General features: G+C 64.1%; 29 protein-coding genes. 11 read left to right on the top strand and 18 right to left on the bottom strand.

From position 1 onward, the window contains the following. Positions 1-208: 208 nt before the first annotated feature. Entirely contained in the window at positions 209-484 is a 276-nt protein-coding gene (locus tag WDJ57_RS03130; RefSeq protein ID WP_338903836.1) for a winged helix-turn-helix domain-containing protein, read from the top strand. A 9-nt stretch (positions 485-493) separates the two neighbouring features. Here WDJ57_RS03130 and WDJ57_RS03125 read toward each other — a convergent pair whose 3' ends face one another. Next, on the bottom strand, positions 494-790 hold the full coding sequence (locus tag WDJ57_RS03125) for a DUF7344 domain-containing protein (protein ID WP_338903834.1): 297 nt from the start codon (positions 788-790) through the stop codon (positions 494-496). Positions 791-1357: 567 nt separating this feature from the next. Here WDJ57_RS03125 and WDJ57_RS03120 point away from each other — a divergent pair. Then, positions 1358-1543 (top strand): DUF7563 family protein, encoded by a 186-nt coding sequence (locus WDJ57_RS03120; protein WP_338903832.1) that lies wholly within the window; start codon positions 1358-1360, stop codon positions 1541-1543. On the opposite strand, the gene WDJ57_RS03115 is transcribed toward WDJ57_RS03120, so the two are convergent. Further along, positions 1544-2089: a DUF7344 domain-containing protein gene (locus WDJ57_RS03115; RefSeq protein ID WP_338903830.1), complete on the bottom strand. Its 546-nt coding sequence runs from the start codon at positions 2087-2089 to the stop codon at positions 1544-1546. It abuts the gene before it with no gap. A 631-nt stretch (positions 2090-2720) separates the two neighbouring features. Between WDJ57_RS03115 and WDJ57_RS03110 the strand changes: the two genes are divergently transcribed. Further along, on the top strand, positions 2721-3428 hold the full coding sequence (locus tag WDJ57_RS03110; RefSeq protein WP_338903828.1) for a DUF7344 domain-containing protein: 708 nt from the start codon (positions 2721-2723) through the stop codon (positions 3426-3428). Positions 3429-3435: 7 nt separating this feature from the next. Here the strand turns inward: WDJ57_RS03110 and WDJ57_RS03105 are convergent, their stop codons facing one another. The 4 genes from WDJ57_RS03105 to WDJ57_RS03090 form a co-directional block, all read right to left on the bottom strand. Continuing rightward, positions 3436-3627 (bottom strand): DUF7511 domain-containing protein, encoded by a 192-nt coding sequence (locus WDJ57_RS03105; protein WP_338903826.1) that lies wholly within the window; start codon positions 3625-3627, stop codon positions 3436-3438. A 160-nt stretch (positions 3628-3787) separates the two neighbouring features. Further along, positions 3788-4057, bottom strand: a complete 270-nt coding sequence (locus tag WDJ57_RS03100) for a HalOD1 output domain-containing protein (RefSeq protein WP_338903824.1) — start codon at positions 4055-4057, stop codon at positions 3788-3790. Between the two features lie 139 nt (positions 4058-4196). Beyond that, positions 4197-5000: a TrmB family transcriptional regulator gene (locus WDJ57_RS03095; protein WP_338903822.1), complete on the bottom strand. Its 804-nt coding sequence runs from the start codon at positions 4998-5000 to the stop codon at positions 4197-4199. A 221-nt stretch (positions 5001-5221) separates the two neighbouring features. Then, a complete protein-coding gene (locus WDJ57_RS03090) occupies positions 5222-6187 on the bottom strand; it encodes a transcription initiation factor IIB (protein WP_338903820.1) in 966 nt (321 codons plus the stop codon). 951 nt (positions 6188-7138) lie between these two features. Between WDJ57_RS03090 and WDJ57_RS03085 the strand changes: the two genes are divergently transcribed. The 3 genes from WDJ57_RS03085 to WDJ57_RS03075 all read left to right on the top strand — a co-directional run bounded on the left by WDJ57_RS03085 (position 7139) and on the right by WDJ57_RS03075 (position 12644). After that, complete coding sequence (locus WDJ57_RS03085; protein ID WP_338903818.1) at positions 7139-8299, top strand: DegT/DnrJ/EryC1/StrS family aminotransferase; 1161 nt, start codon at positions 7139-7141, stop codon at positions 8297-8299. A gap of 281 nt (positions 8300-8580) precedes the next feature. Then, complete coding sequence (locus WDJ57_RS03080) at positions 8581-11622, top strand: oligosaccharyl transferase, archaeosortase A system-associated (RefSeq protein ID WP_338903816.1); 3042 nt, start codon at positions 8581-8583, stop codon at positions 11620-11622. 2 nt (positions 11623-11624) lie between these two features. Further along, on the top strand, positions 11625-12644 hold the full coding sequence (locus WDJ57_RS03075; RefSeq protein ID WP_338903814.1) for a DUF368 domain-containing protein: 1020 nt from the start codon (positions 11625-11627) through the stop codon (positions 12642-12644). Here the strand turns inward: WDJ57_RS03075 and cutA are convergent. From cutA to WDJ57_RS03060, 3 genes are all read right to left on the bottom strand, one after another. After that, positions 12641-12946, bottom strand: a complete 306-nt coding sequence (gene cutA, locus WDJ57_RS03070; RefSeq protein WP_338903812.1) for a divalent-cation tolerance protein CutA — start codon at positions 12944-12946, stop codon at positions 12641-12643. The two genes, WDJ57_RS03075 and cutA, sit on opposite strands and share 4 nt — an antisense overlap. Positions 12947-13014: 68 nt before the next feature. Then, positions 13015-13200 (bottom strand): HEWD family protein, encoded by a 186-nt coding sequence (locus WDJ57_RS03065; protein ID WP_338903810.1) that lies wholly within the window; start codon positions 13198-13200, stop codon positions 13015-13017. Positions 13201-13269: 69 nt separating this feature from the next. Next, positions 13270-14175 carry a hypothetical protein gene (locus tag WDJ57_RS03060; RefSeq protein ID WP_338903808.1) on the bottom strand — a complete coding sequence of 302 codons (906 nt, stop codon included), beginning with the start codon at positions 14173-14175 and terminating at the stop codon, positions 13270-13272. A 91-nt stretch (positions 14176-14266) separates the two neighbouring features. On the opposite strand from WDJ57_RS03060, the gene WDJ57_RS03055 reads away from it, so the two are divergent. From WDJ57_RS03055 to WDJ57_RS03040, 4 genes are all read left to right on the top strand, one after another. After that, the gene (locus WDJ57_RS03055; RefSeq protein WP_338903806.1) at positions 14267-14887 is read left to right on the top strand and encodes a class I SAM-dependent methyltransferase; all 621 of its coding nucleotides are present in this window, start codon (positions 14267-14269) and stop codon (positions 14885-14887) included. Then, positions 14884-15363 carry an Rpp14/Pop5 family protein gene (locus tag WDJ57_RS03050; protein ID WP_338903804.1) on the top strand — a complete coding sequence of 160 codons (480 nt, stop codon included), beginning with the start codon at positions 14884-14886 and terminating at the stop codon, positions 15361-15363. The genes WDJ57_RS03055 and WDJ57_RS03050 overlap by 4 nt, the downstream gene beginning before the upstream one ends. A 2-nt stretch (positions 15364-15365) precedes the next feature. Then, on the top strand, positions 15366-16115 hold the full coding sequence (psmA, locus tag WDJ57_RS03045; RefSeq protein WP_338903802.1) for an archaeal proteasome endopeptidase complex subunit alpha: 750 nt from the start codon (positions 15366-15368) through the stop codon (positions 16113-16115). A gap of 100 nt (positions 16116-16215) precedes the next feature. After that, positions 16216-16941 (top strand): ribosome assembly factor SBDS, encoded by a 726-nt coding sequence (locus WDJ57_RS03040; RefSeq protein ID WP_338903800.1) that lies wholly within the window; start codon positions 16216-16218, stop codon positions 16939-16941. 10 nt (positions 16942-16951) lie between these two features. On the opposite strand, the gene WDJ57_RS03035 is transcribed toward WDJ57_RS03040, so the two are convergent. Beyond that, the gene (locus WDJ57_RS03035) at positions 16952-17263 is read right to left on the bottom strand and encodes an FUN14 domain-containing protein (protein ID WP_338903798.1); all 312 of its coding nucleotides are present in this window, start codon (positions 17261-17263) and stop codon (positions 16952-16954) included. Between the two features lie 95 nt (positions 17264-17358). Between WDJ57_RS03035 and hflX the strand changes: the two genes are divergently transcribed. Then, on the top strand, positions 17359-18678 hold the full coding sequence (hflX, locus tag WDJ57_RS03030; protein WP_338903796.1) for a GTPase HflX: 1320 nt from the start codon (positions 17359-17361) through the stop codon (positions 18676-18678). Here the strand turns inward: hflX and WDJ57_RS03025 are convergent, their stop codons facing one another. The 8 genes from WDJ57_RS03025 to WDJ57_RS02990 all read right to left on the bottom strand — a co-directional run bounded on the left by WDJ57_RS03025 (position 18679) and on the right by WDJ57_RS02990 (position 25564). Next, positions 18679-20112 (bottom strand): NAD(P)H-hydrate dehydratase, encoded by a 1434-nt coding sequence (locus tag WDJ57_RS03025; RefSeq protein WP_338903795.1) that lies wholly within the window; start codon positions 20110-20112, stop codon positions 18679-18681. It lies immediately after the preceding gene. A 48-nt stretch (positions 20113-20160) separates the two neighbouring features. Then, complete coding sequence (locus WDJ57_RS03020; protein WP_380630218.1) at positions 20161-21222, bottom strand: complex I subunit 1/NuoH family protein; 1062 nt, start codon at positions 21220-21222, stop codon at positions 20161-20163. Positions 21223-21389: 167 nt separating this feature from the next. Then, on the bottom strand, positions 21390-21668 hold the full coding sequence (locus tag WDJ57_RS03015; RefSeq protein WP_338903791.1) for an acylphosphatase: 279 nt from the start codon (positions 21666-21668) through the stop codon (positions 21390-21392). A 428-nt stretch (positions 21669-22096) separates the two neighbouring features. Beyond that, positions 22097-22261 (bottom strand): DUF1059 domain-containing protein, encoded by a 165-nt coding sequence (locus WDJ57_RS03010; protein WP_338903790.1) that lies wholly within the window; start codon positions 22259-22261, stop codon positions 22097-22099. Positions 22262-22478: 217 nt separating this feature from the next. Beyond that, on the bottom strand, positions 22479-22682 hold the full coding sequence (locus WDJ57_RS03005; protein WP_338903787.1) for a hypothetical protein: 204 nt from the start codon (positions 22680-22682) through the stop codon (positions 22479-22481). A 340-nt stretch (positions 22683-23022) separates the two neighbouring features. Continuing rightward, complete coding sequence (locus WDJ57_RS03000) at positions 23023-23517, bottom strand: hypothetical protein (protein WP_338903784.1); 495 nt, start codon at positions 23515-23517, stop codon at positions 23023-23025. 763 nt (positions 23518-24280) lie between these two features. Then, positions 24281-24745: an ester cyclase gene (locus tag WDJ57_RS02995; protein WP_338903782.1), complete on the bottom strand. Its 465-nt coding sequence runs from the start codon at positions 24743-24745 to the stop codon at positions 24281-24283. Positions 24746-24979: 234 nt separating this feature from the next. Continuing rightward, a complete protein-coding gene (locus WDJ57_RS02990) occupies positions 24980-25564 on the bottom strand; it encodes a hypothetical protein (RefSeq protein ID WP_338903780.1) in 585 nt (194 codons plus the stop codon). Positions 25565-25854 lie beyond the last annotated feature (290 nt).

Below are 25854 nucleotides of genomic sequence, written 5' to 3'. Positions count from 1 at the left end.
CTCGACATAAATCGCTGAAACTGCTCTAAATGGAAGCTTACTGCATGAAATCCTGTCTTAATCCGTAAAATAGGCTGAAACGACGGAACGACTATTGCGTACCCGAGTGATGAGGAAGTTGGGAGTGGACGCGACTATCGGGACGCAGATGGCCCGGGGTCGTGTCCGGAGAGCGGGACTCGCGCCGGCACTCACCCACACACCAAACATGAACAACGATTGGGACGACATCAGTTTCGTCATCAGCTCACGGTACCGCATCGTCGCCCTGCGCCGGCTCGCAGTCGGCCCTGCAACGCCCTCACAGATCGCGTCGGACGCGGACGTCGGCATCGCCCACGTCTCGCGTGCGCTCCAGGGACTGCGCGAGCACTCGCTGGTGGACCTGCTCGTCTCCGACGACAGGAAGAAGGGGCGGGTGTACGGACTCACGGAACGCGGACGGGAGGTATGGGATACTATCGAGGCAGAGAATCTCGTCTGAGCCGTCGCGTTACCCGTCGTCCGTCCACAGCGACCGCCCGCGGCTCGTCAGCTGTATCTCGCCGTTCTCCTCGGAGTAGGTGACCAGCCCCGCATCGACCAGCCTGCGCAGGTGGTCGTGGTACAGCGAGGTGTACAGCCGCTGTGTCCTGACGGGGACGGCTTCCCGCCCGGGCTCTGACTCGGCCAGCGACCGCGCAATCCGCGCCAGCCTGTCGGTTCCACCCTGGCTGACGACCTCCTGCAACAGCTGGCGGTCCCGGGGGCGGAGGACGATGTCTTGTTTCCCCTGCCGGCCTCTCGTCATAGCAGTGCCAACGGCTCCAATTCGTTATTGTTATACACCAGTTACCGCCCTCCCTAGGCCGGAAAAACCGCTATCGGCGTAATTCCGAGCGACGACTGTCGCCGCCAGTCTGGGATAGCCTACGTCGACCGTTTACGAACGTACGACGTTGCTACTCCGTCGCCGCCGGGCATAGGAGATAAATTACTATGCCGCTTTCAGGGAACAGTTGGGTGTGATGCCGGAACACCTGTCCGAAAGCGAACTGGAGCGGATGGCAGAGTTCGCACAGACACCTGTCTACGAGAGAGAGCCCGAGCAACTGCTACCGAAGTCCACCCTGGACGACTGACCCCGCGGCGAACGCGCGGATCTTCTACGGCCATATCATAGCTGTCCCGTCCGATGCCGAGCGGAGCGGACGGCAGCCGTCTGCGTGTTCGCGTCCGATGCAGAGCGGACGCGACCGGGGTCGACGTCACTGGCCTGTCGCCCCGGCGGGCCGTCGCGCTGTTTCCCCGTTTCAGCGAGTGATTCGCGGACGTAATCAGTCTATAACAAAGCCCGACTCGCTTGAGCAAGCACCCGATGGCAACCCACGACCACACCCGCGAGTCGGCCTCGCACGCGACGAACCAGTGCAACAACTGCAACACCTACGTGACACAGCAGTTCGCCCGCGTCTTCGGCGACAACGACAACACCGTCCACGCGTGCATCGAGTGCTCGACGCTCCACGCGTTGCGGGAGGGCGAGGGCGGGGCGAGGAACTGACTACCGCTTGCGCTGGAGCTCCGGAGGGGTCTCGGCCTTCCGCTGGCGGTATTCTACGTACTGCAGGACAGAGGCGACGAGAAACCCGACCACGACGACGAGCGCGGCGACGGAGTCGGCGACGACACCGAAGACGCTGACGTCGAACACGGTGAGCAGGAGAAGGAGACTGCCGGCGGCCGCGATTGCGAGGTAGATACGTTGCCAGGGCGTGTCTGTCTCGGATTTCTGGAGATACTCGTCGATAGCGCTCGCGCCCGGCGCGAGCGTGACCGTCCCGTCGTCCTGGTCGTAGTCGACGATGCCTGCGTCGTCGAGCTTCGGGATGTGCGTCTGATACAGGGAGACGTAGACGCGCTTTCGCTCCTGATCGGTGAGCGAGTCCGGGTCGGTCTCGTTCTCCCACGCGGCGACCTGCTCGGCGAGTGCTGTCAGTTCGATCGGCTCGTCCACTTGACGGAGGTAGTAGAGGACGTACCGACGTCTCGGGCTGCTCAGGATGTCGTAGACGAGGTCTTGTGAGAGTGACCGTTCGCTTGATCCCATGAGATTGTTCGGGACTCCGGTAGCTTCCGCGCTGTTCGTGTGTCCGACGATGAAAGAAACCTCACTAGCGTTCCTCTTTGTTACCGTCACGTTACCCGCGAGCGGCGTCCTTGGTGGCAAATCCAGCCCTTGACGCGCACTGGCCGAGGTGTACTGCCGCCGACGGACCGCAGGACGGCGCGGGGATTGTCTCGCATCTCCGGCGCACAGGCGGCTGTGGTTCACCGCTGCTGACCCCGACAGTCGGCTGCTACCGGGTCACAGGCACGGGATAACAAAGGAGGTAGTAGACGATTTCTGTTCCCGTGCACAGCGCGCAGAACACCACAGGGCAGGGCGGGCCCGGAATAATGCAATCCCATTCACCACGACAGAGAGCGCTTTCTCGGCGGCGTGGTGGGGCCGGAGACGGGGCCGACGTCGACCTCGCCGGTACCTCGAGAACCCGGCCAAACTGTTCGTCTCCCTGTCATCACGACGAACGATTCGGTTGCATTCGGCCCGTTCGGACGCTCTCGGGGACGTTTCAAAATTGAAATTAATCGGAGGAACAATTATTAAATACCAAAGTAACAAAAATTGTGTCGCTGGAGAGCCTTCCCGTTCCAGACAGCGTGAGAGGGGGTTTCGAATGAAGTCAGCAAAAATCAGCGGCGAGAGGAGAGTAACGCGGCGGCTCGCTTTGACCGTTTCCGACGCGGTCGGGTTGAGCCAGTACCAAGATGGACCGCAATCACCGGAGTCCGGTCCCGCCGGTGACGAAACAAGTCGCGAGGGGTCTCCCCCGAGCGACACGGACGCGGGCGGCGACGATCAGCCGGGCGACGGCGAACCGGAGACGGTCGAGCGGCAGCTGCCACTCGACCAGGTCTTCGAGATACTGAAGAACAGTCGCCGTCGCGAGACGCTCCACTACCTGAACGAAAACGGCGGCGAGGCGTCACTGAGCGAACTCGCCGAGCACATCGCGGCCCTGGAGAACGACACCACGGTCGCGGCGATATCGTCGAGCCAGCGCAAGCGCGTCTACGTCGGGCTGTACCAGTGCCACCTGCCGAAGATGGACGACATGGACATCATCGACTTCGACCAGAACAGGGGTACTGTCGTGCGCGCGGCGAACGCCGACCAGCTCGAACCGTACCTCGACCAGTCGACGCAGCCACCGTGGCCCCGGATGTACGGCGGCATCACCGCCGCCGGCACCGGACTCTTCGCCGTCAGCGTGGTCGGTAACGCGCCGTTCGGCCTCACGCCGACCGTCGTCCTCGCGGCACTGCTGGTCGCCATCGGCATCTGTTCGCTCGCACAGACTCGCTACCGCTCAGCAGAAGAGTAGTCTCGCCTCACCGCATTCTGTCGAGGCGGACGTACGACCCTTCCCGGGCCGTAACCCACGTCTCCATCCTGTCGATACCCGCAGATTCACGCGGGAAGATCGTACACTGGTCGGGCTTGTCCTCGTACTCCTCGACGACAGCCCGGTAGGTCCACGCTGCCGGTTCCTGCTCCCCCTCCGAATCCTGGTTCTGACTCATCTCGGCGCGTCCCTTCGGACGGACCTCATTTGGGTATATACTCACTACTGCCGGGGTCCCGTCGCCTCTCACGTCTGGAAACGTGGTAAGCCCGGCCTATGCCGCTCGGCAGTGTCCGTCTCGCGTCTCGGCACCGGCGCTACCGCTGGCACCCTGGCGGCTACTGCGGGACGACGATTACCTGTCCGTCGGCACGGACGGTCACGCGCGTCCCGGAGAAGAGAAATTCGAACTGCAGGTCGGCGCCCCTGGCCGCCTCCGCTTCGAGGAGTCTGTCGAGCGCGTCGGGGTCGAGCGACTCGTAGAGCGGGTCGATATCCTGGACCTCCCTGTCGGTCGCGGTACACACTGCCTCGACCACCGCTGTCGACGGCGGCGTGGTCTCCCAGTCGAACTCGTCCGTGTACGGCGTGTCGTTCTCTGATGTCATGTCGGAACAGGCTATCCCAGCACGCGCCGGCGGACGACCACCGGTGCGACGTCGACTCCCCCGGGCTGGATAGATGAGGTTGCACACACGAATGTATAGGCCTTCTGGGTGCTTGCACTCCCCGGGCAGCCGCGGCGCGTTACCGCTCCGCGCCCGGGTCCAGTTCGCCGGCGAGCAATCGCCGGAGGACGACCACCAGGCCGTTGTCGAGCCCGCTCCCGAGCGTCGCGTGCTCGTCGACGACCCCTCCGGAGTCGTCCGCCGTGCTGACGAGCATCCTGTCGCCGTCGACGAGCAGGAGTCGCCTGAGAATAGCCCCCTCACTCTCCGGGGCGACGAACCACTGTAAATCGACCACCGAGACGTCGATGCCGGGGAGGTCGTCCTCCAGCGCCCGCCGGTGGGAGTCGGACACCGTCCCCACGACCACGCTGACCCCCCGCTGTGTGGCCGCCTGGAGCGCGTCGGTCACCTCGCCCGAGACGGCGTCGCTGGTCCCGACCAGGAGTCTGAGTTCCTCGCTCGCGTCGCCGATGAACTGTTGCAGGCGCTTCCTGATGCTGGTCGCGCCCGAGAGCGTCCACACCTCGTTCGTGCCGGTCCCGCGCTCCGCCGTCTGCACCGGCTCGACCCGTTCCAGGTGCTCTCTCAGACTCGCCATCCGGGACTCGTACTCCGACTGGAGGGTCCGGATGGCCGTGTCGACGTCGACCGCGCGAAACACCTGCGGGTTCGAGTGCCGGACCTCGACGAGCCCCTTCGATTCCAGGACCCGCGTCGCGTCGTACACCCGGGTCCGGGGGACCTCCGAGACGTCGCTGACTTCCTTCGCCGTCCCGTCGGCGAGCCGCGAAAGCGCCACGTAACACTTCGCCTCGTACTCCTTCAGCCCCAGTTCCTGCAGTATCTCGACAGCCTCGTCTACCTCCGGTGACTCTGACATGGGTCCCAACCTGACCGATACAAAAACCTGTGAAAAAATAAAAATTATCATGTGAAATCACATACGGGCATCCCGTCGTGTCGATGTAACTCAGTTCGTCACACAACATGTAAGCCGGTCTGGGTGGTAGTTCTTGCCGGCGCGTGACGGAAGCGGGTCCCAACTGTCTCTCGTCGCGCGCCGTCTCCCGAAACGCCGGTTGCAGTCGGCGGCAGTCCGGTTCAGGCCCCGTCTCCTTCGACGAGCGAGAGTTGCTCCTGGTACCGGTTCCTGATTGTCACTTCGGTCACCTGTGCGACGTCCGCGATCTCCTTCTGGGTCCGTTTGACGTTACAGTCCAGCGACGCGATGTAGATGGCCGCCCCGGCCAGTCCGGTCGGCGACTTCCCCGAGAGCAGCCCCGCCTCCGCCGCCTCGTCGAGCACGGCGGCCGCCCGCTGCTGGACCGACTCCTCCAGGTCGAGTTCCGAACAGAAACGCGGGAGGTACCGCCGCGGGTCGACCGGCCGCATCTCCAGGTCGAGTTTGTCCGCGAGGTACCGGTAGGTCCGGCCGATTTCGACGCGCTCGACGCGCGAGACGTCCGCCACCTCGTCGAGACTCCGCGGGATGTTCTCCTTCCGACAGGCCGCGTACAGCGCGCTCGTCGCCACGCCTTCTATCGACCGCCCCTGGACGAGGTCCCTGTCGAGCGCCTGCCGGTAGACCATCGACGCCACCTCCCTGACCGGTCTGGGCACGCCGAGTGCGCTGGCCATCCGGTTTATCTCCGCCAGTGCGAGCTGGAGGTTCCGCTCGCCGGCGTCTTTGGTCCGGATGCGCTCCTGCCACGTCCGCATCCGCCTGAGCTGGGTGCGCTTGCGCTCCGAGATTGCCTGTCCCTGCGCGTCGGTGTTCTTCCAGTCGATTTTCGTCGTCAGTCCCCTGTCGTGCATCGTCCGCGTGAGCGGCGCGCCCACCCGTGACTTCTCCTGACTCTCCGAGTGCGTGTAGGCGGACCACTCCGGGCCCGTGTCGATTTGCTGTGTCCTGACGACGCAGCCACACTCCTCGCAGACGACCTCTCCGTGGACGTCGTCCGCGACGAGTGCCTCGCTCTCGCACTCCGGACACGTCTCCAGTCGCCCCCCTTCGGTCGTCTGATCTGTCTCGGTTTCGGTCTCCCGGTAAATGAACTCTCCATTCATAGCTGGCCTTGGCGGATGCAGATGGGCTACACCGCGTGATAGCGTGCCATCTGCTATCGCGTGGCGACGTATAGTTATAGAGCGATTATCTACCGGCGACAGGCGCGCCGTCTGCGAAACGTAACACCTACTCCACTTGATCGAAATCTCGTTGATATAAAAGTCTCCGTTGTCGTTCCTACCTCCTCGATAGACCGCTACGACGATTTTTTCGGGTGTGCCGATGCAGTTCGCTCACAGACGTCCGACGACATCGAAGTAGTCACTATCATCGACAGCAACGAGACGGTCCACAAACGCGTAATCGAAGATTATCCGGATTGAGATGTCGTAGTAATCTACGCGAACCACGACGACGCTGGACCGCTGAGCAGTACGACCAGGTATTATGTCCAGGCGAGACATCGCTGCGCTCAACGATGACGGCCAGGCTTCGGCGGCAGGCGGGGTCGAAAAGCTGGTCGCTGCCTACGAAAGTCACGATGCATTGGCAGGTTGTGGCCGAACCGAACCCGACTAGGTCAGGATGCTGCACCCTACATACCGGCGGAGTTCTACTTCCTCCTCGGTGCGATGCATCATGGATCCATGTTTCACTACGGCGAGAGTTCAGCGAAAGGGTAATTTACCCTCCCGGTTCGATGGTCGACCACGAGATTTGCCAATTCCAAAACGAGCCGCGGTAGCTTCTGCGAGGTTCCTTTTGGCAGGACCACTCGAAACAAGCCGTGGAGTCGTTGTGGGAGTAGGTCAGACCACCTCTGGCAGCTTCTCTTTGCGTTTATTGCGAGCAGTCTGGTGAACTTGGACTCCCGCTGACGAAGAACAAATCAGCACAGCTCGTCATACCCGGTTTCTGTGTAACAGGTCTCGGGTACTTGTACGGCCTGCTTTGATGGTACTAATGTCTCACCAACGAGTTGATTACCATGGCGTCCGCCAGTCAGTCGTATGGCCGAGAGACATGTGAGCGTCGCTGAACCGATTCTGGGCGACGAGGAATACGAGAACGTTGAGCAGGTCCTCGATTCCGGCCGTTTCCTCCAGGGTCCCATGGTTGAGGAGTTCGAGGACAAGTGGGCCGACTTCGTGGGGACCGACCACGCTGTCGCTGTCAGCAATGGGACGACTGCCATCCAGCTCGCATTGAACGCCATCGGGCTCGAACCCGGCGACGAAGTAATTGTGCCTTCTATGACATTCGGATCGACTGCTACTGCCGTCGTTCACCAGGCAGGCGTTCCGGTTTTCGCAGATATTGATCGCGAACTGTATACGCTGGACCACACCGACCTCGAACGGTGTCTAACCGACCGCACCGTTGCAGTCATGCCGGTCCACCTGTACGGGCACCCTGCCGAGATGGACGAGATATGCGCCTTTGCCGACGAACACGACCTGTATATCATCGAAGACGCTGCACAGGCCCACGGTGCGAGGTATCGTGAGGAGACTGTGGGCTCTCTCGGCGACGCTGGATGTTTCTCGTTCTATGCGACGAAGAACATCACCACCGGTGAGGGTGGTATCGTTACGACGGATGATGACGAAATTGCAGAACAAATCCGGTTGCTCAGGAGCCACGGAATGTCCGGTCGAGACCAACACATTACCCTCGGATACAATTACCGCATGTCGGATATCAACGGGGCCATCGGAACTGCACAGGTTGACCGACTTGCGGGGTTCAACCAACGTCGCCGCGAAATCTCAGAACGTCTTCTGAGTGAAATCGCCGATCTCGACTGGTTAGAACCCGCCACGGTTCGGGACTACGTCGACCACGCATATTTTTGGGCACCAATCGAGATCAAGACGGATGTCGCTGGGATGAGTGGGAAAGAAGTGTGGCGCGAGCTGAACGAGCGAGGCGTTGAGACTCGCCACCGCTATGTCGACCCCTTGTACGATCAGCCCGTGTTCGAAAACCATCGGGGTTTCAATTCGGAGTTCCCGTGGAGCGTCAACGACAACAATCACGACTACGATCTTTCGTTGCCTAACGTAGAGGCCGTGGCCGGGAACACCATTGGCCTGCCAAACCATCCAAATCTGGAGGAGGCGGACATCGAATACGTCATCAAGACGATTCGAGATTTTGATCCCGAGTAAGATTGCAGCTGTTCTGACGCCGGCTCTGCTTCCAGGGTGAGACCCAGTCGCTTACTATCTTCACTCGCCTGCATACCCGATTTGTGACTGAATGCCGACATTAATTAACGAGGCTAACCTGATCGGATGTCATAGGAGATAATCGATTTCCTCTGCTTCATCTTTCTAATCCGTGACATCAACCAATGAGATTGCTATTCAACACGGCAGATTGTAGATTCCCTTACTGTACTGATTTGATTACAGAAGGTTTATGCGCGCACTGGGATTGTGCACGGCTAATGAGTAACTGGCGCGAACAGTTCGAAGACGGGAGTGGTGCCCACGCCTTCACAGCCTGGCTGGGCCAGTACTACCACTACCTGACGCTCGTCTTTCTCGTCGCCTTTGCGTTCTGGAATCGCGCGCGTAAATGGGGTAACTTCGTCATCGACGGCGAGGTGCTCTTTCGGTCGAACGACCCGTGGTATCACTACCGCTCGACGAAGTACGTCGTCGAGCACTTCCCGGAGACGATGCCGTTCGACGCCTGGACCTACTTCTCGTTCGGGACGTCACAGTCACAGTTCGGCACCATCTTCGACCAGATACTCGCTACCATCGCCCTGATCGTCGGCCTCGGGAACCCCAGCGACCACACGGTCCGTCTGGTCGTCCTATTCGGGCCCGCGCTCTTCGGGACGGCCATCATCGTCCCCGCGTACTTCATCGGCCGCCGCCTCGGCGGTCGCTTCGCGGGTGTCATCGCAGCGGGCGTCATCGCGCTCGCTCCAGACGGACTGCTCGCCCGAAGCGTGGTCGGCTTCTCGGACCACCAGGTCGCCGAAGCGCTGTTCCAGGGTATCGCTGTTCTCGGCGTCCTCGTCGCCCTCTACGTGGCACAGCGCGAACGGCCGGTGTACGAGCTCGTCGCAGATCGGGAGTTCGAGGCCATCAGGCGGCCGCTGGGCTGGTCGATACTCGCCGGAGTCGGCATCGGCGCGTACCTCTGGGTGTGGCCACCTGGTGTTCTCCTTCTCGGTATCCTTGGAGTGTTCTTCGTCATCCACCTAAGCATCCAGGCGGTCAAGGGCGAGAGTCCCGAGCACACCGCGCTCGTAGGATTCGTTTCCCTGACGACGGCGGGACTCCTGCAACTGTCGACTGTCAACACGCTCGAAATCAGCGCGACGTCGCGCTCGCTCCTCCAGCCTGGGCTGGCCTTCGCCGTCGCTGCCGGCTGCCTGTTCATGGCGTGGTTCTTCCGGCAGTGGGAGGCGAGAGACCTCAGCCGATACGGCTATCCCGGCGCAATCGCTCTTATCCTGGTCGCTAGCGCTGCTTTTACCGCCCTCGTTCTACCGGACATCTTCTCGTACTTCGTCAACCAGGTCCTGCGTGTCGTCGGCTTTCAGACGTCACCCACGGCAGGGACGGTCGGCGAGGCCCAGCCACTCGAGAATCCACAGGCGCTGTTCTCGTGGTACCGACTGGCGATTTTCACGGCCATCGCCGGGGTCGGAATCGTTCTCTACCGGCAGTACACGCGGGACCATCCCGCGGCTGGTGAGCTACTGGTCGCTATCCTCTTCGTCTTCATGCTCGCGGCGACGTTCACGCAGTCGCGGTTCTCATACTACCTCGCCATCCCGGTGGCGGCGCTGACCGCACTGACGGTCGGCACCGTGATGCAGTACGTGGGCCGCGTTGACGACTTCCTCCAGGTCGAGGCGTACCAGGTCATGGTCGTCTTCGCGGTGTTGCTGGTCACTATCGCCCCGCTTGCGTGGGGCGGACCGGCGATGATCGCGGCCGACAACCGTGCGCAGCCGGGGGGCGTCGTGGGCTGGAACGACGGCCTGGACTTCCTCTCGGACAACACGCCGGTCGAGGGCCAGTACGCGAATCCTGACGGCGAACCGATGGAGCTCTACGGCGTCTTCGACAGGACTGACGACTACAACTACAGCGCCGGGGACTACGGCGTCATGTCCTGGTGGGACTACGGTCACTGGATTACGGCCCAGGGCGAGCGCATCCCGAACGCCAACCCGTTCCAGCAAGGGGCGGGCGACGCGGCGCTGTACCTCACGTCCCAGAACGAGACCGCGGCGAACGACGTGCTCGCGGACATCGACGAGGAGGACGCCAAGACCCGCTACGTCATGATCGACTGGAAGATGGCCGAGACGGAGACGGGCGTCAACGGGAAGTTCTTCGCGCCGGCACGGTTCAACCCCGACACGATACGGTCTGACTTCTACAGTCGCGTCGCGAGTGTCGCCGAGAACGGCGGGCTGCAGACTCGCGGCATCTGGCAGAAACAGCCGTACTACAACTCGACGCTGACGCGCCTGTACCGCTATCACGGCAGTGCGATGGAGCCCGCACCCGTGGTGACTGACTGGCAGGGCGCGGAACGCCAGCTCTCGTCGGTCAGCACGTTCGTCGAACCGCCACAGGACGGCCAGATAGTGAAGTTCTTCGACAACGTGAGCGCGGCGCGGCAGTACGTCGAGGAGGACGGCACGGCACAGCTCGGCGGTATCGGCCCGTATCCGTCCGAACGGGTCCCGGCGATGGAGCACTACCGCCTCGTCCACATGAGTCAGTTCTCGGGGATGCAGGGGCGTCTCAGCCAGGTCCTCACCAGGGACGTGCTGGGGACGGGGCTGGTCCAGCAGTTCGCGCAGGGCAACACCTCGGGGTCGCAGGCCTTCGCAAGCGCCGCGAACTTCCTGTACCCGAACACGCCGTCGTGGGTGAAGACTTTCGAGAAGGTCCCCGGCGCGACCATCGAAGGCACGGGGCCAGCGAACACGACGCTCACGCTGCAGGTCGACATGAGCCCGCAGACCGGCGGCGTGATGACGCTCCCGCAGGGCCGGACGAACGTTCCCGGCCTCGCGAACGGGAACTTCACCTACACCCAGCAGGTTCAGACCGGCGCTGACGGCGAGTTCACGGCGACGGTTCCCTACTCGACGACCGGGTACGACGAACTCGGGCCCGAGGAGGGGTACACGAACACGACGGTGCGGGCGACCGGTCCCTACCGGATTACCGGTCCGACCAGCGTCAACGGGACGGAGATTCTCCAGTACCGTGATACGGTGAACGTCACCGAAGCACAGGTCCTGGGTGTCGACGACGACCCCGTGACGGCGACTGTCGAGGAGCAGGTCGTCGGTAACTTCGATTCCGGGGGCTCGTCCGACGGCGGCTCTGCGGGCGACTCGACGGACGACGGCCAGTCGTCGAGCGATGGCTCCGGGAACGACACGTCGAACTCGCTGGGCACCGACGTCGCCCTCGACCCGTCCTCCAGACTCGTCAGTCCATAACCGTGTCGGCAGATACGTCTGACCAGTCGTCGACCGAAACAGGCGGGGAGCATCCGCCGGAGACCCAGCGGTCCCGCGGGACTCCGCGCGCGTGGCTCGGCGTCTACCTGAAGGGGGCCGCGATGGGAGCGGCCGACACCGTGCCCGGCGTCTCCGGCGGGACGATTGCGCTCATCACCGGCGTCTACGAGCGGTTCGTCACGGCGCTGACCCGCCTCGACCCACGGGTGCTCCGTCGCGTCCCGGCGCTGGGGCGGGCCGAGCAACGCGGCGCGTTCCTGGCCGACCTGCGGCGGATGGACGTGCTCTTTCTCGTCGTGCTCGGCCTGGGCGTGCTCACGTCTATCGTGACGCTGTCGCGGGTCGTTCACGCCGCGCTAGGAGCGTTCCGTGCGCAGACGTTCGCCTTCTTCTTCGGCCTCATCGCCGCGTCGGCGGTCGTTCTCTACCGCGAACTCAGAGTGGACACCCCGGGACGTGTCGTCGCGGCCGTGGCCGGCGTCGCAATCGCGCTGGACGTCAGCGGGGCGGCGGCGAGTGGCGTAGTCGGCAACAGCCTGCCGGTCGTCTTCGGTGCCGGTGCCATCGCCATCACGGCCATGGTTCTCCCCGGCATCTCCGGGTCGTTCATTCTGATCCTGCTCGGGCAGTACGAGTTCCTGACGGGCGTGCTCACGGACTTCGTGGACCAGCTGCTGGGCGTCGTCACCGGGGGCGGGACCGACGGACTCCTCGGGAACGCGGCGGTCGTCACGGTCTTCTGTTCGGGTGCACTGATCGGCCTGTTGAGCGTGGCACACCTCATCCGGTGGGCGCTGGACCACTACCGGGCGGCGACGCTGACGTTTCTCGTCAGCCTGATGGTCGGCTCGCTGCGGCTACCGGTCATCGAGGTCCGCGAGGGAATCGCGGCGTGGACGCCGACGGCGGCGCTGTCAGTGCTGGTCGCCGTTACCGTCGGCGCTGCGGCGGTGTTGCTGCTCGATTACTACACGGCCGACCTCTCCGAAGTCGCGGGTTAGTCCCGGACGCTGTCCGCGCGCCAGTCGGCGAAGGCGGACAGGACGTCGTCCTCCTCGAACACCTCGATGCAGGGGACGTCGTAGGGGTGGTTCTCCACGACGGACTCGACCAGCGTCTCTGTCTGCTCCGCCGTGGTCTTCGCCAGCAGGATGACCTCCTCGTCGTCGACTACCTCGCCCTCCCACCGGTAGACCGACCGGCAGGGGACGCGGTTGACGCAGGCCGCGAGGCGGTCCTCGACGAGCGATTCCGCGAGTGCTGCCGCGGCGTCTTCGGGGGCGGTGATGTAGACCGTCGGCATAGGGGGACAGTCGCGGCCGTGGGTGATGACGGTATCGGCTGCGAGAGAGAGGCGGACGGGAGAAGCGTTCAGGCGTCGTCGCGTAACGGGTTGTACGACCCGTTGATGTCCCACTCGTGGAGACAGTGGGGCGTGCCCGTCTGTTCGCGGCCGTCCGCTTCGGCGACGACCCACTTCCCCTGTGACTCGTCCCACACGTCCATGCGACCACAGCGCTCACAGGCCCGTTTCGACGGGGGTACGACTTCTGCCATGTGCTGTCGTTCCACGTCGAGACTCTTGAACCTCGCGGCACGCGACAACAGCCGTTGCGGCGTCTGCGGTCACTCGGCCGCTGCGTGTCGGTCGTCGCTCCAGCCACGGGCCAGGGCACCGTCGATTGCAGTTCCAGCGTGAGAGGCGAGCAACTCCAGCAACTGGACGTCCTCCTCGGCGACGGTCGTCTCCGGTGCCAGGGCGACGAGGACAAAGGACCGCTCGTCCGTTCCCGTCAACTCCAGCGAGACCACGGCGTTCGCCCGCGCCGCCACCGCCTCCGGGAGGTCGTCGCCGGTGACCACGGTGGCGCGCTCGCCGCCGCGAGCACGCCGGCCGAGCGACTCCAGAGACGCGCGCTCGACGTTCAGCGTGGTGTCGTCGACGACCGACGCGCCGTCGTCGTCGAGTGCGAGGACGGCCACCTCCGAGACGCCGAGCAGCGCCTGTATCCCCTGGATGCACAGCGCGCTCACCTCGTCGACGTCGCTGCACTCGTTCAGTGCGCGACCGTAGTTGTTCACGTCGGCGGCCTTGTTGCCGAAGGCCTCGACGCGGTCGCGCTCGGCTTCGAGGTCTCGGCGGCGCTTTCGCCCGCGCGCGTCGTAGAGGCCGACCACGACCCCGACGACGCTGCCGACCGTGAGGTGGTCCATCGCGACGACGGCGGCCCGGTCGAGGGTGCCGAGGAAGACCCGCTGGCCGAACAGGAGCAGTGCCGCCAGCGAGGCGAACAGGACCGCACCGCCGACGCCCCAGGACAGAATCCGGGCCGCGTCCGGGTCGAGGTGGGGCTGGCGCGCGAGCCAGTACCCCGCGTAGGTCAGCGTCAGCGCCATCAGGACGAACGGGACGGCCTCGAAGGCGAAGACGATGCCGCGCGTGGACTGTTGCAGACCCTGCACCGTCTGGACGCCAGCGAGGAAGACCCCGGCGAGTGCGATGCCAGCCCCGTAGACGTGTCGCCGCTGCATGATTCTCTATCGCCACCTCGCCGGCGCGTCCCTTGAAACTACCTTCCTGGTCCTCCGTGGCGTTCATACCTGCCGGGCGGCAATCGCCTGTATGAAACGACCGATCGAGGACCACGCTTCGCGGTTCGACGAGAAGGCCGCGACATACGACGGCGACAAGAGCGAGGAGTACAACGCCGCGGTCTCGCTGGTCGTCGAGCACGCCGCTCCCGGTCGGGACGAGACCGTCCTCGACGTGGGGACCGGCACCGGTGCGATTGCGCTCGCGCTCGCCGAGGAGGCAGGTACCGTCGTCGGCCGTGACATCAGCGAGGGGATGCTCGCCGAGGCCCGCGCGAAAGCCGACGAGCGCGGACTCGACAACGTCTCCTTCGGGGAGGGGCGGTTCCGCGAACCGAACGTGCCCGAGGCGACGGACGTGGACGTGGTGACGTCGAACTTCGCGATGCACCACCTCGCCGACGACGAGAAACGGGCGGCCATCGCGACGCTTGCAGCACTGGACCCCCGCCGCATCGTCCTGGGCGACGTGATGTTCTTCGGGCACCCGGACCCGGACGAACCGTTCTACAGCCCCGAAGTGGACGACCCGGCGACGGTCGGGGTACTCGCCGACGCGTTCACCGACGAGGGATACGCGCTGACTGCCGTCGAGATGATACACGAACAGGTCGGCGTCCTCGTCGCCGACCGCATCGAGGGCGACGGATGAAACACCTCCCGAAGCACCTCCGGCCGCGCTGGCGGTACCTCGCGGTCGACATCGAGACGTGGCCCGATGTCGACATCGACCGCGGGACCTTCCAGCGCCACCTCTGGTACGCCGCACAGAACCTCGTCGGCGACGCGGGCAGCGCCGCGGTGGACCTCTCGGTGCTCTCGTTTTCCTTCGCGGACGGCCACGGTGAGGCACTCGTCCGGGTTCGCCGTGACGAGGTCGAGCGCGGCCGGGCGGTCGTCGCCAGCCTCGCACGCATCGACGGCAGCGACGTGGGCCTCCGCGTGCGGGGGGTCAGCGGGACCGTGCGGGCCTGTGAAGAAAAGTATATGGGTCGGGGACCGATAGGAACGGACCAGAGACACGTCGTGTTCCGTGGCACCGAGCGGACGGCGGTCACCGCCGCCGACCGGGCCGACATCCGCCTCGACGACGGGTTCACGGGCGCGACGACGCTCGATCTCCAGTAACTATGCAGGGACAAAATCAACAGCAGGCCTACGACCGCGGGATTACCATCTTCTCGCCGGACGGTCGCCTCTACCAGGTCGAGTACGCCCGTGAGGCGGTCAAGCGGGGGACAGCGAGCATCGGCGTTCGAACGAACAACGGCGTCGTCCTGGCCGTGGACAAGCGCATCCGCTCCCCGCTGATGGAGCGTGACAGCGTCGAGAAGATTCACAAGGCCGACGATCACATCGGCATCGCCTCGGCCGGCCACGTCGCCGACGCGCGGCAGCTCATCGACTTCGCCCGCCAGCGCGCCCAGGTGAACCAGCTCCGCTACGGCGAGCCAATCGGCGTCGAGACGCTGACCAAGGAAGTCACCGACTACATCCAGCAGTACACGCAGGTCGGCGGCGCGCGCCCGTTCGGTGTCGCGCTCATCATCGCCGGCATCGCCAACGGCGAGCCCAAACTGTACGAGACGGACCCCTCGGGGACGCCCTACGAGTGGAAGGCACTCGCCGTGGGCGCGGACCGCAACGACATCCGACAGTATCTTGAGGATAACTACGCCGACGACATCGACCTCGACGGCGGCGTCCGCCTGGCGCTGGAGGCGCTCGCCTCGGTCAACGACGACGAACTCTCGCCGGAGGGCATCGGCGTCGCGACCATCGACACGGAGACCGAGCGGTTCCACGAACTCACCGACGAGGAGAAGACCGACTACCTCACCGAGTTCGAACTGCTGGCCGACGAGTCCGACGAGGAGTAACGGACCCGTCCGGTGACGTCTTTCTCCGTCGCTCCGTCCGCGAGCGGCGCGACTGTCGCGTCGGGAAACACCTTTTTATCGGGGGACAGTAGCAGAGGGTATGATATCGCTTGACGAGGCGGTGACGGCGCGCCTCGAATCCCACGGCGAGCGGTTCGAGGTACTGGTGGACCCGGACGCCGCGCTGGCAATCAAACGCGGGGAGTTCGACGGCGACCTGGAGGAGGTCATCGCCGCCGAGGACGTCTTCGAGAACGCCTCGCGCGGCGACCGGCCCGCCGAGACGGCGCTGGAGGACGTCTTCGGAACGACAGACCCCATGGAGATAATCCCCGAGGTCATCAAGAAAGGCGAGATTCAGATAACGGCCGAACAGCGCCGCGAGATGCAGGAACAGAAGCACAGGCAGCTCATCAACCGCATCACGCGCAACGCGGTCAACCCCCAGATGGACGACGCTCCCCATCCGCCCGAGCGCATCGAGTCCGCGCTGGAGGAGACCGACTTCAAAATCGACCCGATGGAGCCCGTCGAGAACCAGGTCGACGACGCGCTGGAGGCGCTCCGGCCGGTCATTCCCATCCGCTTCGACACGGTGAAAGTAGCGGTCCACCTGCCCGCCGACTACGCGGGGAGCGGGCAGGCGAAGGTCCGGGAGTTCGGCGACCTCGACCGCGAGGAGTGGCAGCCCGACGGCTCGTGGATCGGCGTGGTCGAGTTCCCGGCCGGGATGCAAAACGACTTCTACGACCTCGTCAACGAGGTGTCGAGCGGGAACGCCGAGACGGAGATAATCGCCGACGAGGACGACCTCAACACGCGATAGAGAATCAGTCTCAGGCCCGCTTGAAGCCGAGCGCGAAGCCGCCGGCGAAACTGGCCCCGATACCGGCCGTGGAGATGAACGTCTCGACGAGCGTCTGCGTCGCCTGGACGCCCTGGTCGGCGGCCGCCTGGGAGGCGTTCGTCAGCGCGTCCCAGTTGACCGAGAGGACGCCCCGCGATTCGAGGAACTTGAAGAGCACGAGTTCCAGCCCGATGATGATAGCGATGACCTTCGCCACCTTCTTGGCGGCGAAGCCGATGACGGCACCAATCAGGGCGCTACCTCCCATTTGCATGCCGAGTCCTTGGATGTCCAGAGCCATGTACGGCTCCTGACACCGAGTGTATAAACCCTTTGTGCCCGCCGGCGCGGGGGCGAGCCCGGATTTAAATATCGTGCCACCGTATCTCGGTGCAAGTGACGGCAACTGAACCGAGTACGGAACGGGCAGTCATCGCAAAGCGGGTCGACAGCGGCCACCCGGACACGGCCGAAATCCGGGACCTCGCGCGGGCGGCCGGCTACGAGGTCGTCGGCGAAATCACGCAAACCCGGACGGAGGACCCCGCGTATCACTTCGGTGAGGGGAAAGCCGAGACGCTCGCACACCGGGTCGTCGAGACGGACGCCACGGCCATCGTCTGCGACAACCAGCTCGGTCCCTACCAGACCTTCAACATCGGGAACAAGCTCCCCGAGGGCGTCCGCATCGTGGACCGCTTCCGGCTGATTCTGGAGATTTTCGGCCAGCGCGCCCAGACCCGGAAGGCACAGCTCCAGGTGGAACTGGCGGAACTGCGCTACGAACTGCCCCGTGCAGAGGCCAAGGCCAGCCTGGCGAAACGCGACGAGCGCCCCGGGTTCATGGGGCTGGGCGAGTACGACGAGAGCCGCGAGCGCGACATCAAGGCCCGCATCGCCCGCATCCGCGACGAACTCGAACAGATAGAGCAGACCGAGGAACACCGCCGCGAGCAGCGCCGCGAGTCGGGGTTCGACCTCGTGGCGATGGCCGGCTACACCAACGCCGGGAAGTCGACGCTCCTGCGGCGGCTGGCGGCCGACCTCGACGTCGACGAGAACGAGGACCTGCACCGTGACCTCGAAACGACAGCCGAGTCCGAGGACCGCCTGTTCACGACGCTGGGGACGACCACGCGGAAGGCGGACATGGACCGCCGGGACGTGCTCGTGACGGACACGGTCGGGTTCATCTCCGACCTGCCCCACTGGCTCGTCGAGTCGTTCAAGTCGACGCTGGACGCCGTCTACCGGGCCGACCTCGTCCTCCTCGTCGTGGACGTCGGCGAGTCCGTGGAGGCAATTCGCGAGAAGCTCGTCACGTCCCACGACACGCTCTACGAGCGCAACGAGGCTCCTATCGTCACCGTCCTGAACAAGATAGATACCGTCGACGAGGCGGAACTGGAACGCAAGCGCGACGCCCTGTCAGCGCTGGCCCCGAACCCGGTGGCCGTCAGCGCACGCACCGGCGAGAACGTCGACAGCCTCCGCGAGCGCATCCACGCCGAACTTCCCGAGTTCCAGGACGAGCGCCTCGTGCTCCCGATGACCGACGACACCATGAGCGTCGTCTCGTGGATTCACGACAACGCGAACGTCGAGACGGTCGACTACGGCGACCAGGTGGTCATCGAGTTCGAGGCCCGCCCTGCGGTGGTCGAACAGGCCCGCTCGAAGGCCAGCGAACTGGTCGAGGCGGGTGCCTCCGCCTGACTACTCCTCGGCGCGCATCGCTGCCGGCACCTCGTCGACGAGGTCCGTCGCGACCAGACCGGGACCGTCCTCCTCGTAGACGATGTCGCCGGCACGGCCGTTGACGAACGCGCCCATCGCCGCCGCGTGCATCGGCTCCTGCGTGGCCGCGAGCGCACCCGTGACGCCCGCGAGGACGTCCCCGGTGCCGCCGACGGTCATCCCCGGGTTCCCGGTCCTGCTGACTCGCGTCGTCCGGCCGTCGGAGACGATGTCGGCCGCGCCCTTCACGAGCAGCGTGTGCCCGACGTCAGCGGCGAAGGCTTCCACCAGGTCGCGTCGCTCCCGCCAGTCGGCCGCCGTCTCGCCGCCCATCGCAACCAGTTCGCCCTGGTGCGGGGTGCAGATGAGTTCTGCGTCCGTGTCCACGTCCGGGACCACCTGGAGCGCGTCGGCGTCGACGACGGCGGTGCCGCGGAAACTCTCCAGCAGGCCGGCCACTGCTTCGAGCGTGGATTCGTGGTCGCCGAGGCCGGGCCCGAGGACCATCGCGTCGTGTTCCGCCGCGAGTTCCCGCAATGGGCCGACGTGTTCGGGTTCGAGGCGGCGGCCGTCGACGGGCCGCACGATGAGGTTCTCGCTGTAGCCCTGTATCTCGTGGGCGACGGCCGTCGGACAGGCGACCCGGACCAGGTCCGCGCCCGCGCGAAGCGCCGCGTAGCCGGCCAGCGCCGGCGCGCCCGTGTAGGGACCCCCGCCGACGACCAGCACCTCGCCGTGGTCGCCCTTGTGACTCTCCGGGTCTCTGGTGAGCCGTAGCAGGTCGCCGCGCTCGACGAACGACTGGGCCGCGTCGGGGATGCCGATTTCCGCGATGGTCACGGGCGCGTCGATGTCACCGAGGCCGGGCTTCGTGTCGTGGAACGTGACGACGTGGTCGGCCTCGACCGCGTTCTCGGCCAGGTCGCCCGTCTCCGCGTCCAGGCCGGAGGGCACGTCGACGGAGAGGACCGTCGCGTCGGCGTCGTTCATCACCGCCGCGGCCGTCGCCGCGGGTTCCCGGAGCGCGCCGCTGATGCCCGTCCCCAGCATGGCATCGACGACGATGTCGGGGTCGCCGAGTTCGACGTCGGTCGAGTCCCGAACCTCCGTCGCGTCGTAGGCGCAGCGCTGGAGGGATTCCCAGTTCTCCCGCGCGATGTCCGTCGTGATGGTCTCCCCGCGGCCCAGCAGGCGGACACTGAGGTCGAACTCGTCGAGAAAGCGCGCGGCGACGAGCGCGTCCCCGCCGTTGTTGCCCCGGCCGGCGACGACGGTGACGCTGTCACCCCCGTCGGCGAGCTGTCGGACCGCCCGCGCGACGGCGTTGCCGCTCGACTCCATCAACTGCTTGCGCGGCACGCCGAGGGCGGCGGCGTTGGCGTCCACGACGGCCATCTCCGAACCCGTAATCATGTCCGAGCGTACGAGCGGCGGGGGCAAAACTGTGGGGCCCGCGGCGATTCAGACCACGGCGACGATGACCGCCGTCAGCACGAAGTTCCCGAAGGCGGCGACCAGCAGCCCCTTCCAGCCGAGTTCGAGCAACTGGTCGATTCGGAGCCGCGGCAGCGAGACCCGCGCCCACTGGGTGAACAGGAACACGGCCCATATCTTGACGAACATCCAGACCGGGCCCGGGAGGACGGGTCCGGCGGGGCCACCCAGGAAGAGCGTCGCCACGATGGCACCGCCGAGGAAGATGTGCAGGAACTCGGCCAGGTACAGCAACACGAAGTACACCGACGAGTACTCCGTCATGTGCCCCGCGACGATTTCCTGCGGCGCCTCCGGGATGTCGAACGGGTTCCGGCCGACCTCCGCGAGGTTCGCAATCACGAACAGGACGAACGCGAACGGGTTGACGAACGCGTACCACGAGGGGACGACGAGCGGCCCGAGCGCGAACAGCGTCTCCTGCTGTGCAGCCACGATTTCGCTCATCCGGAGGGTCCCGGCGAAGATGACGACCGAGGCACCGGTCAGCACCAGTGGTATCTCGTATGCGAGGGTCTGGGCCACCGCACGCAACCCGCCTATGAACGAGAACTTGTTGTTCGACGCGTAGCCCGCCATCACCAGCCCGAGCGACGCCAGCGAGGCGACGGCGAAGGCAAAGGCCAGGCCGGAGGCCGGGTCCGCGAGCTGGAAGTCGATACCGAACATCGTGCCGAAGGGGACGACCGCGAAGCCGATGAGCGCGGACGCGGCCATGACCAGCGGGGCGAGGTCGAACGCCGGTCGGTCCACCCGCTCGGGGACGACGAGTTCCTTCGATAGCATTCGCAGCGAGTCCGCGACGATGATGAGCAAGCCCGCGGGGCCGTGTCTGCTCGGACCGACCTTGTCGCCGAACCCCGAGTAGATGCGCCGTTTCGCCCACGGGCCGGCGATGGCCGCGTTGACGAGGATGACCGCGACGACGAGCGCGCCACCAGCCAGCCCGCCGACGAAACTCCCGAGGGACCCGTCGGGGGCGAATCCGAACGCCTCCGCGAGCGCGTCCACCAGCGGCGTCGCCAGCACCGGTGCCGTCACGGCGACCCACTCCCGGTGACGGTCCGTCTCCTGGCGCGCGACGCTACTGCGGTGACTGTCCGGGACCCACTCATACGGAACAGTCCACGCCGTGGCCCCGAGCATCTGCTGCCCCGTTCCCACGGCCCCTTTATATTGGGGGTAGTCGCTGGCGCTCAGTAGCGGATTCTGAAACCCTCGACTCCCTCCGGTTCCGCGTAGGTCACGTCCACGTCGTCGACGCGGGCCGCGTCGCTGCCCTCGTGGCAGAACTCGACGAGTCGCTCGACGTCGGCCTCCGGCCCCTCGAAGACTGCCTCGACGCGGCCGTCGTCCAGATTGCGCACCCAGCCGTCGACGCCGTGGCGCTCTGCGGTCTCGCGAGTGGTTGCACGGAAGTAGACGCCCTGGACGTTCCCGCTGACGAAGACGTGCGCACGCGTTCGCGCTGCCATGTGCGTCATTACTGGTGCCGCTGTGAAAACCCTAGGCTCGGCCTGTCCGGCCCCTGGTCGCTCGCGGCGGCGGTCAATCTGCCCCGTGTTTCGGGACGTGTCGACAGCTTACACATACCAGGACGCGCTCCTCCCGGTGCAGACTGCCGGTACACTTCGGGCAGTTGTAGCGCGGCATCTGCCGGGTGTTCGTTCCTGCTGGCTCGCCGGGAGTGGACGGATTTGGCGTCATCAGTGACTACGTGGGTACGACAGAACTTAAACCCCTGTACGACAATCGACGAACTCTCGCGGACTTTCGCAGACGCCGCTGTGTAACGGGCCGGTCAGTTGCCCACCGGCGCGCCACAGCGGCATCTCGTTCCGAGTTCGGACGTGGTGTCGCGACGCTTCGCGGGCGACGACCTCGTCGTGTTCGATGCCGGCCTCTACACCGTTTTCCAGGCACCGCGGATGTCGTCCGCGGACATCTGGGTGTCGTGCGTCTCCTGTGCGTGTTCCTGTACGAACTTGATGAGCTGTGACTCGTCCTCGGAGCGAACCATGAAGTCACAGTCGTATCCCGCATCTCGACAGGCGATCTCTTTTGCCATCAGTTCAGACCTCCAAGACGGGAGACGTGTGGCTGCTATTTCGTTATACGGCGGTAACCCTGCGGCCCGGATTTCCCGCTCCGGGAAAGACTGCCTTATTTCGATGTCTGCCCGGCCGCTCCGAACGCGGGTACTCCCGGACTACTCAAGTTACCTCTGCGTACTCGGTCGCTCGTGGCACTCCCGACGCGTCCTCTCTCGCGGACTCGGCGGCCGCTCACCGCTCGGTGTGACCCGGTGACCCCCACTCCTCGGGAAGGAACCCCTCGGCCCACATGAAGTAGACGACGCCGCCGAGGGCGAGTGCCCACGGCACGAGGGTTCTCGGCGGTGCCAGGCTGCCCGCCGCGACACCCATCGCTGTCACGAGAATAGCCGTACACTTGTGGAGCGTCAACTGGAGGGTGGCTGTGTCTGGCATACCCACAGTGTTGTGTTCCTATAGCTATTAAGTTATCCACATTGTCACGTATACTGGACAGCTGATTAGCTGTGGCTCTCGCGTCTGGCTTCCTCGTTCAATCGTGGATGGCCCTGTCCGCGAGGGGAGTGTCTCGCTGCTGGTCCTCCCGGTGGTGCCATCGGAGCGTGGGCAGGCCAGGAAATAGACTGCCAGTAGAGCGACGCCGACCGAGCCACTCTGGTCGCGGAGAGGTACTGGAATCGGACTCCGAATAGGTAACCGCCCAGAGCACGGGGACGGTACCAGCACACGAACTGCCACCGCCGAGGGCTTGCGCAACGTGTTCTGGGAAGCCTGCTTACCGGTTGTACGTGCCCGGGAAAAAGAATCGACGAAGTCGCCGGGAGTAGGGAGAGAGCCAGAAGCCAAGCACAAAGAGAACTACACCGAGCGTGGCCAGTGGAACCCATAGGTACAGTGGTGCGCCAGCCATGAACCCACCTCCCCGAGTGGCTTCGAGTAGGTACCAGCGCTCGTGATACTCGATGACGTTCACAGAGTCGGTATCTCCGGCGTAGTGGAACTGCGCTGACTCCTGTCGAGCTGTGTACGTACCCTCTTCGACGGCGCGTTCGAAGATACGCTGGCTCGTCGGTGAGAGCGTCTCGAATTTGAACTGGAATTGCTGGTGGTACGCCGTCGCTTCCTCCTCACTGAGTTCAGTGATAGTATACTGATGTGTGTCGATATCAGCACTAACGCTATACGCGGCCGTGCCTCCACCAGCGAACAGAAGTGCGCCCACGACGAGCAACAGGAGTCCCAGGCGACTCTTCGAGACACCTGGTAACATACTCTCACTCCGGATACCGGTCGGTCTGTCCGGCTGAGTGCCGTGGCCGGGGAGAGTGGGCGTGCGAATCGCTCATGGATTCCCTGGGCGCTCCTCACGGTCCAGACAACCACCACGACCGTAGACGCCGCGCTCGCTCTCTGCACTTCCAAGGACTGAGTCGGTGCAATACGGCCAGAGCGAGGCAACGAAAATCTCGTCTTCGTGACGAAGATAGATACCCGAGGGGGAGTTATCTTCCCGTTCGTACCACGGCAACGGGGTAAGCGCATCTGCAGTGGCCTCAAACTCGGATTGGTCCAACCGTAGGTCGGCAGTTCCATTTGCACTTGCCCGATTGAGTGCGGTCTGGATCGGTTCGACAGAACGAATCCGCTCGTCGGTTGCTGGCGTAACTGTTGCCCCAGACGGCTTCTGGGCTTCCAGTATTTCTAGCAATCCTCCATTCGTTCCGGGTTCAGCGACGCACCCAGATAACGGCAGGAGAGCGCAAGCGGAGGCAGCGAGGACCGAGCGACGCTTCATACGTCGATGCACTAACTGTTTCCCAATATACATTTCGAACGAGTGTTCGCAAGGTGAGCGCTCTGTCCCTCTCACTTCGAACAGTACGAAGCGGGTTCGACGACACGCTGCACGAGACGAACCGCATGGCAGCGGTGTCCTATCCAGGCTACTCACCACTCGGAAGCCCTGTGTGCTGGCTGCCGCGGATATGTTCACCAGCCTGTTTCGCCGTGAACGGGCGTGACCTGGACCTGAATCAGTCGTCTGCCGCAGGGAGAGCGGCGCTGAGATCCTCGGGGATCACGCCGAGTCCCAGGAGCAATCCGAGTGCGTCCCAGGTCGACCAACTCTCGACGATCTTCCCGTCCTCGAACCGGTGCGTAAGATGCCCCGGGGTCGCCCCAGCAGTTCCAGATTCGGTCTCCGAGGGTGGAATCCCCATGAATTCACCTTCGTGAGTCCCATCGGCGGTGAATCCCATGGAGACCATGTCGTCTTCGGCAATCATGAACTCGACTGTCATCTCGAAGTCGGGAAATCCTGTTCTGACGTCCTGAATGAATGCCTTCAATGCTTCACGGTCGGCGTCGCCGCCACCGAGAAGGTACCAGTGGCCGACGTAGTTCTCGCTGTACAGCTCGTCGATCAGGTCGGTGTTGCCCTCGTTCCAGCATTCGTCTACGAATCGCTGTTGAAGCTCTTTGTTATCAGATTTCGACATCGTTCGGCCTCCGTTTCAGTGTATGTTAACAATTAACAAAATTCCCAGCTGAACTTCCCATCCCGTGAGAGAGAACGCAAGTTATATCGAGTATCTGGTTAAAAGTACGAATAATTAGCACACTTTTGGTACATATACCTCTCCATTCGGTACCAAAAATTGATAAATTGTGGAGGGGCTGTAACTCTGCGTGTTACCTCGGTCCGCCTGATTTCTCGTCGACGCCGGATTCGTTCACGTTCCCGGCAGGACGTCACCGAGAGAGGCACCGACAGCCATCACGATAGCCGTCACTGTGACCTGCCCCGCGGCAGTCAACGGTGTGGTCCACTCGACCCGTCCCCAGATCGTCATCAACACGATAGCCATTACGCCAGCGATCACCGGGATGCCTATCAGTCGGAGGGGAACCACGCCCAACACGAGATCTTCTTCGACTTTCTCGAATTCGACTGCGTGCAGGATTTCGTAGACCAGGACAAACCCGAACAGGAGTGTTGCGGAGAAGTACAGTGCGTTTCCCGCGATGAACCGACCGATGTCGAGCGTTCCGTCCTCGACGACCATTGGTATCCCGAACAGGAAGCTTCCGATGATGGCTTCGCCGACGTCACGTGAATCGAACGAATCATTGAGTCGCCCGAGGAGACGAGACGGACGGGTGCGCCGGAGGACTCGCATCGTTTCGCGTACCTGTTCTAACTCCTCTGGGGAATCGACGATCTCTTCGAGTTCCTCCAGTTCGTCGTAGACGTCTTCGACGTCGAACTCCTCGTCGGACGCTCTTGCGGGTGGGGAGCCCCGCGAACTGCGGCTCATACTGCAAATACAGCAGTGCTTCTACTAAAACAGGGATTGCCTCTCTGAAGCTCGTGGAGGCGTCGGCACGCGCAACACACACTTGGTCGCTCAACGACGAGAAGCCGGGGCCGTCGTGTATTCGGTATGCTCCCTGTCTCTTGCACAGGCCTGTTGCTTCTCGTGAACGACGCACCGAGTGCCGAGCACAAGAGAATCGAGAAGCCCGACAGCCCGCCGCCCAGTAGGGTAGCGTCACGTCGGCCGAAGAGGTTGGATATTCACCACGACAAACTCTCCGTGTACGTACA

Source organism: Salinibaculum sp. SYNS191 (genome assembly GCF_037338445.1).
GTDB lineage: Archaea > Halobacteriota > Halobacteria > Halobacteriales > Haloarculaceae > Salinibaculum > Salinibaculum marinum.
This window is presented reverse-complemented; position numbering and strand designations above follow the sequence as displayed.